We start from the raw sequence: 12,394 nt of genomic DNA on the forward strand, positions 1-12,394 counted from the left end.
GTCAGTGGAAGAAGTGCCGAGTGCCGGTGAGATACAGGCTGACACCGGCGGCCCGGCATGCCTCGATCGTCTGGTCGTCGCGCACCGAGCCGCCCGGCTGCACGATGGCCCTCACGCCCGCGTCGATGAGGATCTGCGGCCCATCGGCGAACGGGAAGAAGGCATCGGACGCCGCCACGCTGCCGGCGGCCCGGTCACCCGCGCGCTCCACCGCGAGGCGACAGGAGTCGACGCGGTTGACCTGGCCCATGCCGACGCCCACGGACGCTCCACCCGTTGCGAGCAGGATCGCATTGCTCTTCACGGCCCGGCAGGCGCGCCAGGCGAACGCCAGGTCGGCCAGGGTGGGCGCGTCAACCACCTCGCCGGCAGCCAACTCCCAGTTCGCCGGATCGTCGCCGGGGGCGTCCAACCGGTCGGGTGCCTGCAACAGCGCGCCGCCACTGATGGGGTGCAACTGGCGCTCTCGATGCGTGTACGGACCGACCTCGAGCAACCGAAGGTTCTTCTTCCGGCTGAGGATCTCGAGCGCACCCTCCTCGTAGCCGGGGGCGATCACGACCTCGGTGAAGATGTCGGCAACCGCTTCGGCCATGGCGCCGGACACGGGCCGGTTGGTGGCGATGACCCCACCGAAAGCACTGAGCGGGTCGCAGGCATGCGCCAGCGCATGCGCCTCCGCGATCGTGTCGGCGACGGCGATGCCGCACGGGTTCGCGTGCTTGATGATCGCCACGCACGGCTCGGAGAAGTCGTGGGCGGCCCGGTAGGCGGCGTCGCCGTCGGTGTAGTTGTTGTAGCTCATCTCCTTGCCGTGGAGTTGCTTCGCCTGCGCGATGCCGGCCGGCCCGGCCGGGTAGCGGTAGAGCGCCGCCGGCTGGTGGCTGTTCTCGCCGTACCGCAGCGCGGCCGCCTTGACCCAGACGCCGCCGAGCCACAGGGGGAACGCATCCCCGCCCTCCAGGTCGTCGGGCGTCTCGACGAGCTGGCTGCCCATCCAGTTCGCGACCGCCACGTCGTAGGCGGCCGTGTGCTCGAACGCCGCCGCGGCCAGGTTCTTGCGCTCGCCGAGGGTGAAGCCGCCGCGTTCGAGGGCGGCGTACACCTGCGGGTACTGGGCGGGCGAGGTGACGATCGCGACGCTCGGGTGGTTCTTGGCGGCGGCCCGCACCATGGAGGGCCCGCCGATGTCGATCTGCTCCACGCACTCGTCGACGCTCGCCCCCGAGGCCACCGTCTGGGTGAACGGGTAGAGGTTGCTCACGACGAGGTCGAACGGCTCGACCCCCAGCTCGACCAGCTGCTCGCGATGCGTGGTCAGGCGCCGGTCGGCGAGGATGCCCGCGTGAACCCGCGGGTGCAGCGTCTTCACGCGGCCGTCGAGGCACTCGGGGAAGCCGGTGAGCTCGGCCACCTCGGTGACGGGGATGCCCGACTCGGTGAGCGTCCGGTAGGAGCCCCCGGTCGAGACGAGTGCGACGCCGGCGTCCGCCAACGCCCGGCCGAGGTCGACGAGGCCGGTCTTGTCGTAGACCGACAGCAGCGCGCGCCTGATCGGCAGACGGTGGGACATGGGTTCCTCCTTCACCGCGCGCGGGCGGCGTACTCGGTGACGGTGCCGACGAGCAGGGCGCGTTCGGCCACCTTGATGCGTTCGTGCAGGGTCTCCTCGGTGTCGCCGGGCTCCACCCGGACCGGCACCTGGTCGATGATGCGCCCCGTGTCGACCCCCTCGTCGATCTCGAAGATCGTGCAGCCGGTGACCTTCACGCCATGCGCGAGCGCGTCCCGCACCCCGTGGGCGCCGGGGAAGCTCGGCAGCAGCGCCGGGTGGGTGTTGATGATGCGACCGGCGAACCGGGCGAGGAAGCGGCGCCCGAGGAGCTTCATGAAGCCCGCACTGACCACCAGGTCGGGCTCGTGGGCGGCGACGGCGTCGGTGAGAGCGGCGTCCCAGTGGGCCCGCTCGTCGTAATCCTTGAGCGAGACGACGAACGCCGGCACTCCGGCACGCTCGGCCCGGGCGAGGCCTTCGATGCCCGAGCGGTCCGCGCCGACGGCGACGACCTGCCACGGCGCGTCGGCGGGGGGCTCGGCGTCCAGCAGCGCCTGCAACAGGGTCCCGGATCCTGACACGAGGACCACGAGGCGCAGCGTCATGGCTTCACCCTAGCGGGCGCGTCTCAAGGCTGGGCGTGGGTCCCACCGGCCGTGACGAGCTCGGGCTCCTCAGGCGTGGACGCCGCCGGCTCGGCCAGGTGCCGCGTTGCCCGCAGGTGGCGCACCAACCCCACGGTTCCGGCGGCGAGGCTCATCGGGAAGAGCGCGAGCCAGACGATTTCGGGGAAGGCGGGGCCCATCCCCACGAGGCGGCCGGTGCCGAGGTCGCCGCGGGCCAACCACGCTCCGCCGACCCAGACGAGCGCGGCGAGCGCGCCGGCCGTGGCCGCCTGCCAGGGCCAGTTGCCGACGGACCCGGCGTCCTCTTCGTCGAGACCGCCGACGAGACGCCAGCCCGCCACCGCCCCGGCGGCGACGCCGACCGCGAGCCAGGCCCACTGGCCGGGGGAACCGTCGGGAGGGATGAGACCGAAGACCGGGATGCCCGGCAGGGCGCCCACGGAGGTGACGCCGGGGGTGACGACGGTGTCGGGGCCGAGGGTGACGCCGGCCCCGAGCACCCACGCGCCGGCCCAGAGGACGAGGTTGGGCAGGAACAGTACCTGGGCGAGGACGAGCAGGACGGCGCCGACGGCGTCCGGGGCGAGGGCGGCGTGCAACTCGGCGACCCGGCCGCCGTGGGCCACGAGGGAGACCACAAGGGCGAGCAGCGATCCGGCTGCGAGAACGGCGATCCCCCAGCCGGACGCCGCGGGCAGCCGCCGGACCCAGGCGGGGGCGCGATCGAGGGGATCGACACCCAAGCCGCGCAGGGCACCGTAGCCCGACCCCGCCAACGCGACGGCCGCTGTTCCGGGCAGGCCGGCGACCGCTTGGGTGCCCGTGGCGACGATGAGGGTGAGGATGAAGCTGGTCACGACGTAGACGAGCGTGCAGGTGCCCACCACCAGTCCCCAGGCTTGCCAGCGGCCCCGGGGGGTGGCGTCGTCGGGGGCTGCCTGGACACCGGCGTGGTGCCCCACCACCGCGCAGGCGGCGGCCAGGGTGAGCGTGAACAGCAGCGGCAGCAGGTGCAGGTGGAGGGCGCCGAGATCGACGGCGACGCCGTGGGCGGCCAGCCAGCCCTGACCGGCGGTCCGCAGGGCTTCGGAGGCGGGAATGCGCAGGGCGGTCAGCCAGCCGGCGACGACGAGCACGGCAACCGCCGCGAAGCCCAGCACCGCGACCCCGGCGGACCACGCGATCGCAGCCACCAGCCAGGGGAGGTAAGGGACGCGCCCTGACGCCACGGCGTCCCGCTCCGGCTCCCCCGGGGAGGAGACCGTGAGCCGGAACCGGCTGGGGAGGGGCACACGAGGCATCGGCATGGTGGATCCATGGTCCTGCAAGACCGTGGTGGCTCCCCGCCGGACACGCCTTGCCTTGCTAAAGTCATCGCGTTCAACCACGAGACGGGAGAGCGATGACCGACCAGGGTGAGCACCGCCCCCGCCGGGCAATACCCCCTCAGGAGGACGAACCGGTCGCCGAGGACCAGCCCCGCACCTGGGAACCCGCCTCCGAGGGTTCCGGTGCCGCTGTCGGCACGCCCATACCGCCCCCCGCGGTCCTGCCCGGCAGCATGTCGGTTCCGGCGTCGGCCGGCCGACGCTTCTCCGCGGTCGAACTGCCCGACGACCAGGAGCGCCCGCTCCCCCGCCGCTCGGCCCTGACGCCGTCACGGCCGGAGACGCCGGCGTCGGCGGCGGCGTCCCCGACCGGTGAGGCGGCGGACGGACCGACCACGGCCGACGCCGAGGGCACGCGGCGCGTGTGGCCGTGGGCCGCGGTCGGAGCGGTGGTCGTGGTCGGCGGAATCATCGCCGCGACCGTCCTGGGCGGCGGCGGACCGGCGGCGACGCCCACGCCGACGGTCGATCCCGTGTCCACCTACCTCCTGCAGGACGCGGACCTGACCGGCCTCACCGACGGCGTGACGTGGGTGTCGGCCAGCACCGACACGGCCGTAACGCAGGGGACGCCGCTGGCAAAGTGCTTCGTGAGCAGCCTGGACACGACGCCGGCGCCTTCCTCGACGCTCGTGCGGACGTTCGCGCCGTCGGCCGGCCAGGCGGGCGGGCTCCTGCACCAGGTGGACGCCTACGCCACGGTCGAGGACGCCACGGCCGCCTACGAGGGCCGCGTGGCCGAACTGGCCGCCTGCAGCCGCAACACGGCGCTGCTCGTCGACACGTTCACCGTGACGGGACTCGGCGACGAATCGGCAGCGACGCGGATCGTCCTGCAGGACACCGCGAACGAGTTCCACTCGCTGCTGCTGAGCCGAACGGGCACGCGCGTCAACATCCTGGACCAGACGAGCCCCGAACAGGCCACCGAGGTCGCTCCCCTGGCCGCCGTGCTGGCCACGGCTGCGCAGCGGCAGTGCACCGACGAAGGTACGTGCCCCGGCACGGTGGCGGCTGAGGCCGGTGCGCCGTTGCCGGTCGAACCGCCGGGTTGGCTGGCCGCCGTGGACCTACCGCGCATCACGCAGGGCGCGGGCACGTGGCGTGGCACGGACATGAGCGAGATGCGACTCGCCGGCTCCCGGTGCGAGGCGGTCGACCTGGTGAACATGTCTGGGGCGACGAAGGCGGCCCAGCGGACCTACCTGTTGGGCGACGACTCCTCAGTGCCCCGGGCGTTCGGCGTCGACGAGGCGATTTACACCTACGCGACCCCCGAGGAGGCCTCGGCCACGAAGGACACCCTCGTCGGCAACATGGACAACTGTCCCGGCCGGACGCCGACGGCGACGGTCTCGCGGGTCGGCGACCTGGGCGCGGCGGGCGCGGCGTGGAATGTGTCGCAACAGACCGACCAGACGGCCACGACGGCCCGCTTCCGGGTGAGTATCCAAGCGGTCGGGACGACGGTGGTCTACCTGATGGCCAACCCGTCGGACACCGCCGACTTCACCGACGAGGAGTGGATCGCCCTCTCCCAGCGGTCCGCCGCCCGGGCTGCGGAGCTGGCCTGACCCTTCGGGTCTCGCCTGACTTCCGCCATTCCTGCGCGCGACACTGCCCACGGCGAGACCGCGCGCACGGCGTGCGCCGGCACCCCGCACCGCGTCACCCACGCCGCACACAGCGGCGCCGCGCACCGGATCGGGGTGCGCGGCGCCGGTGTGAATCAGAGGCTCTCGATGGCCTCGCGAGCCAACTGGGCCGTCTCGCTCGGCGTTTTGCCGACGAACACGCCCACGCCGGCGAGGGCTTCGGCCTTCGCCGCCGCCGTGCCGGACGAGCCGGAAACGATCGCGCCTGCGTGCCCCATCGTCTTGCCCTCGGGGGCCGTGAAGCCGGCCACGTAACCGACCACCGGCTTCGTCACGTGGTTGCGGATGTACTCCGCCGCACGCTCCTCGGCGTCGCCCCCGATCTCGCCGATCATCACGATCACGTCGGTGTCGGGGTCGTTCTGGAACGCCTCGAGGCAGTCGATGTGCGTCGTTCCGATGATCGGATCCCCACCGATGCCGACGCACGTGGTGAACCCGATGTCGCCCAGTTCGAACATCATCTGGTAGGTCAGCGTGCCCGACTTCGACACCAGGCCGATGCGGCCCTGCCCGGCGATGTTCGGCGGAATGATGCCCACGTTGCTCTTGCCGGGAGAGATGATGCCGGGGCAGTTCGGGCCGATGATCCGGACGCCGGCCTCCTCGGCCGCGGCGCGGAACTCAGCCGTGTCGGCCACCGGGATGCCCTCGGTGATCACGACCACGAGGTCGAGGCGGGCGGCGACGGCGTCCAACACCGCAGCCTTGGCGAACTTCGGGGGCACGAACACGACCGACACGTTGGCGCCGGTGGCCTCCTTCGCCTCGGCGACCGAGTCGAACACCGGAATCGGATCCTCCTCGAACGAGACCGATTGGCCGCCCTTGCCGGGTGTCACGCCGGCGACGACGCGCGTCCCGAACGCAACCATGCGTGCGGTGTGCTTGCGCCCCTCGGTGCCGGTCATGCCCTGCACCATCACCTTGCTCTGCTGGTTCAACCAGATGGCCATGTCAGTTCTCCCCCTCGCCGTCGGTCGAGCCCCTGGCGCCCGCGCCGCTCGACCCTGATGCGACCAACGCCTCGCTCGCCCGTTCCGCGGCCGTGCGGGCCGCCTCGTCCATCGTCGCCACCACCGTGACGAGCGGGTGGTCGTACTCGGCGAGGATCTCGCGCCCGATGTCGACCGCGTTGCCGTCTAGGCGGACGACGATCGGCTTGGTGGCCTTGTCGCCGATCTGCTCCAGCGCCCCCCGGATGCCCTTGGCCACCTCGGAACAGGCGGTGATGCCGCCGAACACGTTCACGAACACCACTTCGACCTTCGGGTCGGACAAGATGATGTCGAGCCCTTCCGCCATCACCTGCGCGGAAGCGCCCCCGCCGATGTCGAGGAAGTTCGCCGGCGACGGGGAGCCCGGCAGGTCCTCGCCGGCGTAGGCGACGACGTCGAGCGTGCTCATGACGAGGCCGGCCCCGTTGCCGATGATGCCGACCTCGCCGTCGAGCTTCACATAGTTGAGGTGCTTCTCGCGGGCGCGCAGTTCGAGCGGGTCCATCGCGGCCTCGTCGACCAGCCCTGCCCGTTCGGGGTGCCGGAAGGTGGCGTTGTCGTCGAGGGTTACCTTCCCGTCGAGCGCGACGATCCGGTCGTCGCCGGTGCGCACGAGCGGGTTGACCTCGACGAGCGTCGCATCCGCCTCGCGGTACACGTCGCCCAGCAGCACCAGGACGCGCACCAACTCGTCCCGCAGCTGTTCCGGGAAGTCCGCCTCCTCGGCGATGGCCCGGGCGGTCGCCTCGTCCAGGCCCACGCGCGGGTCGACCGGACGCCGCACCAGCGCCTCGGGCCGCTCCTCGGCCAGGGTCTCGATGTCGACGCCGCCCTCCACGCTGAACATGGCGAGGTAGGTGCGGTGAGCCCGATCGAGCAGCAGGGAGAAGTAGTACTCGTCGGCGATGTCGGCGCCTTCGGCGATCATCACCGCGTTGACCGTGTGGCCCTTGATGTCCATGCCCAGGATGGCCCGGGCACGCTCCTCGGCCTCCTCGGGGCTGCGGGCCAGTTTGACGCCGCCCGCCTTCCCCCGGCCCCCCACCTTCACCTGGGCCTTGACCACGACCACGTCCGTGCCCAGCTCCTCGGCGGCCGCGCGGGCCTCCTCCGGTGTGGTGGCCACGATGCCACGCAGGACCGGTACCCCGTGCTGTTCGAACAGGTCGCGCGCCTGGTACTCGAAAAGATCCATGCTCTCCGTCCTCGGTACGCATGCGCCGCGTCGGCGCGGTGCTCTGCGGAAACCCTACTGGTAGGTGGTTGCGGACACGAAACCGGCCGACCCTGAGAGGAGTTGGCAAGTCGTGGCAACAACCACCCGCTCAATTCTGAGAAACCTTCAAGAATCGCTAAGGTTGTACCAGTTGCCGTTGGCGACGAACCCGCGGCCAGATCGGCCGCAACCCACAGACCTCGAAAGGTGCCATCGTGCCTGCTCGCTTCCTCGGCTCGCAGAACCCCCGCCGCGTGATCGATGCCAGCGATGCGCTCCTCGACACCGACACCGCACCGCGCCGCACCGCCGCCGGACGCTTCGTCCGCATCGGCATCGCGCTCGGAACGGCGGGCACGGTCGGCATGCTGGCACTGGTCGCCCCCGGCATTGCGCTGAGCGCGCAGGCGTCCAACGCCCCGGGTGCCGCCGCCCAGACCACCCCCGCACCGCGCCTCGGCACCACGGACGCCTTCACCATCCGCGAGACCTCGACCGATCGCAACGCCGAGCGCGATGCCGCCGCCGAGGCCACCGTCGCCGATGCCGCCTCCGACCGGGCCGCGAACCTCGACGAGACGGATGCCGCCGTCACCGACGTCCAGACCTCCGCTGTCGCTGACCTGCGTTCGGCGGCTCTGGCGCAGACGGGCGCACAGATCGACGCCGAGGCTGTCCGCCTCGCGACCCAGGCGACCTTCTTCTGGCCCACCGAGGGCGGCATCAGCTCGCCGTGGGGCATGCGGATGCACCCGATCCTGCATTACACCCGTCTCCATGGTGGCGCCGACATCGGCGGCGCGGTGGGCGCCCCGATCTACGCGGCCGCCGACGGTGTGGTGACGAAGGCCGCCACCGGCTACAACGGCGGCTCGGGCAACAACGTCCGCATCGACCACGGTGACGTCAACGGCGAAGCCCTCGAAACCGGCTACCTGCACATGGACAGCTTCGTGGTCTCGGTCGGCCAGACCGTCAAGCGCGGCGAGCTCATCGGCTACGTCGGCAACACGGGCCTCTCCACCGCCTCGCACCTGCACTTCTCGGTCTACGTGAACGGCGTCAACTCCGACCCGGCGCCGTACCTCGCCGAGGGCGGCAACTGACCTCACAGAACCCCGACGGTTCTGCATCCCGAGCCGGTCACGCGCGTGCGCGTGACCGGCTCGGTGCCGTTCAGAGCTTCTCCATCGGGGCGTGCTTGACCGAGAGCTTCTTCACCCCCGCAGAGCCGAAGTCCACCACGGCTTTCAGCGTGTCGCCCGCACCGGCGGTCTCGGTGACGGTGCCCAGCCCGAACGTCGTGTGCAGCACCCGGTCCCCCACCGCGACCGCGGCGGGACCCTTCGCCTTCGGCGTCCCGGCTCCGTAGCCGACCGTGGAGCGCCACGACTGCTCGGTGCGCCGGGCGGCACTGGACGCCCACGTGGTCGCCGCCGTCCCGAGCCGGCGCCAATCGAGCAGCCGGTCGGGGATCTCCTCGATGAACCGGCTCGGCGGGTTGTACTGCGGCTGTCCCCACTGGACGCGCACGGCCGCCCGCGACAGGTAGAGCCGTTCGCGGGCCCGCGTGATCCCCACGTAGGCCAGCCGGCGCTCCTCCTCCAACTCCTGCGGATCGGTCATCGCCCGCAGGTGCGGGAAGATCCCGTCCTCGAACCCGGTCAGGAACACGACGGGGAACTCCAGCCCCTTCGCCGTGTGCAGGGTCATGAGCGTCACGACGCCGCCGGCGTCGTCGGCGTCCGGGATCTGGTCGGAATCGGCGACCAGGGCGATCCGCTCCAGGAAGGCGGGCAACGAGTCGTCGGGCTCGGGCGCACCGGCGGCGAGCTCGGCCCCATCGGCCTCGTCGGCGCCCTCGGGGGCCGAGGTGCCGTCCAGCAGCCCCGACGACCCGGGCGTCACGTCGATGGTGTGCGCCGCGGCGACGAACTCGCCCGCGACCGACACCAGCTCGATGAGGTTCTCCAGGCGCGTGGCGTCCTGCGGGTCGGTGGACGCCTCGAGTTCGGCCAGGTACCCCGAATCCCCGAGGATGCTCGCCAGGATGCGGTCGGCGCTGATGCCTTCGGCCACCATCGCCCGGTGCTTGGCCATCATGTCGGCGAACCCGCGCAACTGCTTGGCCGAGCGCGGGGCGAGCCCGGCGACCTCGTCGAGGCGCTCCAGCGCCCGCCCGAACGACAACCGCTCACCGGCGGCGAAGGCGTCCACCATCGCCTCGGCCCGGTCGCCGATGCCGCGTTTGGGCACGTTGAGGATGCGCCGGACGCTCACGTCGTCGTCGATGTTCGCGATCGCCCGCAGGTAGGCGACGGCGTCGCGGATCTCGCGCCGCTCGTAGAACCGGACGCCGCCCACCACCTTGTACGGCATCCCGACGCGGATGAACACCTCCTCGAAGGCACGCGACTGGGCGTTGGTGCGGTAGAACACCGCCACGTCAGCGGGCCGGACGCCGGCGTCCGTCAGCCGGTCGACCTCCGTCGCGACGAACTGCGCCTCCTCGTGCTCGGTGTCGGCCACGTAGCCGGTGATGCGCTCGCCGTCGCCCGCCTCGGACCACAGGTTCTTCGCCGGGCGGTTCGGGTTGCGGGTGATCACGGCATTCGCCGCTGTCAAGATCGTCTGGGTCGAGCGGTAGTTCTGCTCCAGCAGGATCGTGCGCGCCCCCGGGAAGTCGGCCTCGAAGTCGAGGATGTTCCGGATCGTCGCCCCCCGGAACGCGTAGATCGACTGGTCCGAATCGCCCACCACGAGCAGTTCGGGCGCCTCGATGGCACCCTCGGCGTCCCCGCCGACCGCACCGCACAACTCCCGCACGAGCGCGTACTGCGCATGATTGGTGTCTTGGTACTCATCGACCAGCACGTGCCGGAACCGGCGCCGGTAGGTCTCGCGCACCTCCGGGAAAGCCTGTAGGAGGTGGACGGTGGTCATGATGAGGTCGTCGAAGTCGAGCGCGTTGGCGGCATTCAGCCGGCGCTGGTAGTCGGCGTAAGCCTCGGCGTACACCTCCTCGGCCCCCGTCTTGGCCGCCGAGCGCGCCGCCTCGTGGTCGACCAACTCGTTCTTCCAGTTCGACACGGCGTTCATGACGACCCGCACCGGGTACCGCTTCGGGTCGAGCCCCAACTCCTTCGTGACCAGCGTCATCAGGCGCTTGGAGTCGGTGTCGTCGTAGATGGAGAAGTTCTTTGCCAGCCCGAACCGGTCGATGTCCGCGCGCAGGATGCGCACGCACGCCGAGTGGAACGTCGACACCCATATGAGCCGCGCCCGATTCCCCACCAGTTCCTCGACGCGGTGCCGCATCTCGGCCGCCGCCTTGTTCGTGAACGTGATCGCCAGGATCGACCCGGGGTGGACGCCGCGCTGCCCGATCAGCCACGCGATCCGCCGCGTCAGCACCCGCGTCTTGCCCGAGCCCGCCCCCGCGACCACCAGCACCGGGGACCCCTCGTGCAGCACCGCCTCGCGTTGGGGCGGGTTCAGACCCTCGAGCAGTTCCTCAGCGGTCGGACGCCGCCGGCGCGGCCGGCTCTCCCCGGCGGATCCCCCGCGCGCGGCGCCCAGCCGATCGGCGGCCGGCGGGGCCCCCGTGGGAGCGAAGGTGAAGAAGTCGGGTGCGTGCTCTGTCATGACCGTGCCAGCCTAGTGGCCGCCACCGACAACCTCGGCGGAAGCCCGCGCGGGTACAGTGACCGCCATGCTCATCGGCCGGGTCAAGCAGGTCGCCCGCGTGGCGCTCGGTTTGGGTGCCGCCGCCCAGGTCGCGACGATCGCCGGCCTCGCCGTGGTCGACCGGCGGCGCAAGCGGCACCGGCGGCACGTCGACTTCCCCAGCGCTCCTCCGACCGACGCCGATCTGGACGCCGCCGGCCACGCCACCATCTACACGAAGGGCAGCGACCTCTACGACGCGATGATCGCCGCCATCGACGGCGCGACCCGCACCATCCACTTCGAGACCTACATCTGGAAGGGCGACCGAGTCGGGCGCCGCTTCAAGCACGCCCTCACGCGGGCGGCGGCCCGCGGGGTCGACGTCTACGTGGTGTACGACACGTTCGCGAACCTGGTCGTCCCCCGCTCGTTCTTCCGCTTCGACCCGCGCATTCATGTCCTGCCCCACCAGCCCTGGACGGGGCTGCGCGGCGTCGTCCTGCGCGGCCCCGGCCTGAACCATCGCAAGATCCTCGTCGTCGACTCCGAGACCGCGTTCGTGGGCGGCTACAACATCGGTTCCCTCTATGCGACGCACTGGCGCGACACCCACCTCCGCCTGACGGGAGCCGCGGCGTCCGACCTGGAGAACGCCTTCGTCGACTATTGGAACCAGTCCCGCTCGCGGCGGCATCCGCAACTCGCGCAGCCCATCGGGCGCCCCTGGCATGCCGATGTCCGCGTGATCCGGAACGTGCCGAGTCTCGGCGTCTACCCGATCCGCTACATGTACCTCGAGGCCATCGACCGCGCCACCGATCACATCTGGCTCACGCACGCCTATCTGATCCCCGACGACGACCTCACCTACGCGCTCACCGACGCCGCCGACCGGGGCGTCGACGTGCGCATCATCGTGCCCGCCGAGTCGAACCACATCGTCGCCGACTGGCTCTCGCGCGGCTTCTACCAAACGCTCTTGCGCCGCGGCGTGCGGCTGTACCTCTACCAGGACACGATGGTCCACGCGAAGACGGCCACCATCGACGGTGCGTGGTCGACGGTGGGGACGGCGAATCTTGACGGCCTCAGCCTGCTCGGGAACTACGAGGTCAACGTCGAGATCTACGATGCCGATCTCGCGATCGAGATGGAGCGCATTTTCCTCATGGACGCGGCCAACTGCCGCGAGTTGACGCTGGAGGACTGGCGACGGCGTCCCCTCGCGGCCAAGGTGAGTGAAACGATTCTGGCGCCCCTGCGGCCGCTCGTGTGACCCGAAATACC

At 71.2% G+C, this 12,394-nt stretch carries 8 protein-coding genes and 1 pseudogene; 3 read left to right on the forward strand and 6 right to left on the reverse strand.

Annotation, left to right across the window (positions count from 1 at the left end):
- Position 1: 1 nt before the first annotated feature.
- Genes purH through Q1K57_RS07555 form a run of 3 tightly spaced genes read right to left on the reverse strand, consistent with a single transcriptional unit; the run spans position 2 to position 3,488 of the window.
- Positions 2-1,573, reverse strand: coding sequence for a bifunctional phosphoribosylaminoimidazolecarboxamide formyltransferase/IMP cyclohydrolase (gene purH, locus Q1K57_RS07545; RefSeq protein ID WP_300080535.1), 1,572 nt, complete (start codon positions 1,571-1,573; stop codon positions 2-4).
- Between the two features lie 11 nt (positions 1,574-1,584).
- Entirely contained in the window at positions 1,585-2,160 is a 576-nt protein-coding gene (purN, locus tag Q1K57_RS07550) for a phosphoribosylglycinamide formyltransferase (protein ID WP_300080537.1), read from the reverse strand.
- 23 nt (positions 2,161-2,183) lie between these two features.
- The gene (locus Q1K57_RS07555; protein ID WP_300080539.1) at positions 2,184-3,488 is read right to left on the reverse strand and encodes a DUF6350 family protein; all 1,305 of its coding nucleotides are present in this window, start codon (positions 3,486-3,488) and stop codon (positions 2,184-2,186) included.
- Positions 3,489-3,583: 95 nt separating this feature from the next.
- On the opposite strand from Q1K57_RS07555, the gene Q1K57_RS07560 reads away from it, so the two are divergent.
- Complete coding sequence (locus tag Q1K57_RS07560) at positions 3,584-5,143, forward strand: hypothetical protein (RefSeq protein WP_300080541.1); 1,560 nt, start codon at positions 3,584-3,586, stop codon at positions 5,141-5,143.
- Between the two features lie 155 nt (positions 5,144-5,298).
- Here the strand turns inward: Q1K57_RS07560 and sucD are convergent, their stop codons facing one another.
- Positions 5,299-6,180, reverse strand: a complete 882-nt coding sequence (gene sucD, locus Q1K57_RS07565) for a succinate--CoA ligase subunit alpha (protein ID WP_300080543.1) — start codon at positions 6,178-6,180, stop codon at positions 5,299-5,301.
- Positions 6,181-6,250: 70 nt separating this feature from the next.
- Positions 6,251-7,417: pseudogene (gene sucC / locus Q1K57_RS07570) on the reverse strand (ADP-forming succinate--CoA ligase subunit beta); the annotation flags it as partial.
- A 236-nt stretch (positions 7,418-7,653) separates the two neighbouring features.
- On the opposite strand from sucC, the gene Q1K57_RS07575 reads away from it, so the two are divergent.
- Positions 7,654-8,544, forward strand: a complete 891-nt coding sequence (locus Q1K57_RS07575) for a M23 family metallopeptidase (protein ID WP_300080545.1) — start codon at positions 7,654-7,656, stop codon at positions 8,542-8,544.
- Between the two features lie 70 nt (positions 8,545-8,614).
- On the opposite strand, the gene Q1K57_RS07580 is transcribed toward Q1K57_RS07575, so the two are convergent.
- Positions 8,615-11,083, reverse strand: a complete 2,469-nt coding sequence (locus Q1K57_RS07580) for a UvrD-helicase domain-containing protein (protein ID WP_300080547.1) — start codon at positions 11,081-11,083, stop codon at positions 8,615-8,617.
- A 67-nt stretch (positions 11,084-11,150) separates the two neighbouring features.
- Between Q1K57_RS07580 and Q1K57_RS07585 the strand changes: the two genes are divergently transcribed.
- Positions 11,151-12,383: a phospholipase D-like domain-containing protein gene (locus Q1K57_RS07585; protein WP_300080549.1), complete on the forward strand. Its 1,233-nt coding sequence runs from the start codon at positions 11,151-11,153 to the stop codon at positions 12,381-12,383.
- Positions 12,384-12,394 lie beyond the last annotated feature (11 nt).

It is taken from the genome of Propioniciclava sp. (assembly GCF_029977985.1).
Taxonomy (GTDB): Bacteria; Actinomycetota; Actinomycetes; order Propionibacteriales; family Propionibacteriaceae; genus Propioniciclava.

Excerpts from the sequence above, each read along its gene's own strand:
- sucD (WP_300080543.1), bottom strand. The coding sequence starts at position 6,180 with ATGGCCATCTGGTTGAACCAGCAGAGCAAGGTGATGGTGCAGGGCATG.
- Q1K57_RS07585 (WP_300080549.1), top strand. The coding sequence starts at position 11,151 with ATGCTCATCGGCCGGGTCAAGCAGGTCGCCCGCGTGGCGCTCGGTTTG.
- Q1K57_RS07580 (WP_300080547.1), bottom strand. The coding sequence starts at position 11,083 with ATGACAGAGCACGCACCCGACTTCTTCACCTTCGCTCCCACGGGGGCC.
- purH (WP_300080535.1), bottom strand. The coding sequence starts at position 1,573 with ATGTCCCACCGTCTGCCGATCAGGCGCGCGCTGCTGTCGGTCTACGAC.
- Q1K57_RS07560 (WP_300080541.1), top strand. The coding sequence starts at position 3,584 with ATGACCGACCAGGGTGAGCACCGCCCCCGCCGGGCAATACCCCCTCAG.
- Q1K57_RS07555 (WP_300080539.1), bottom strand. The coding sequence starts at position 3,488 with ATGCCGATGCCTCGTGTGCCCCTCCCCAGCCGGTTCCGGCTCACGGTC.
- purN (WP_300080537.1), bottom strand. The coding sequence starts at position 2,160 with ATGACGCTGCGCCTCGTGGTCCTCGTGTCAGGATCCGGGACCCTGTTG.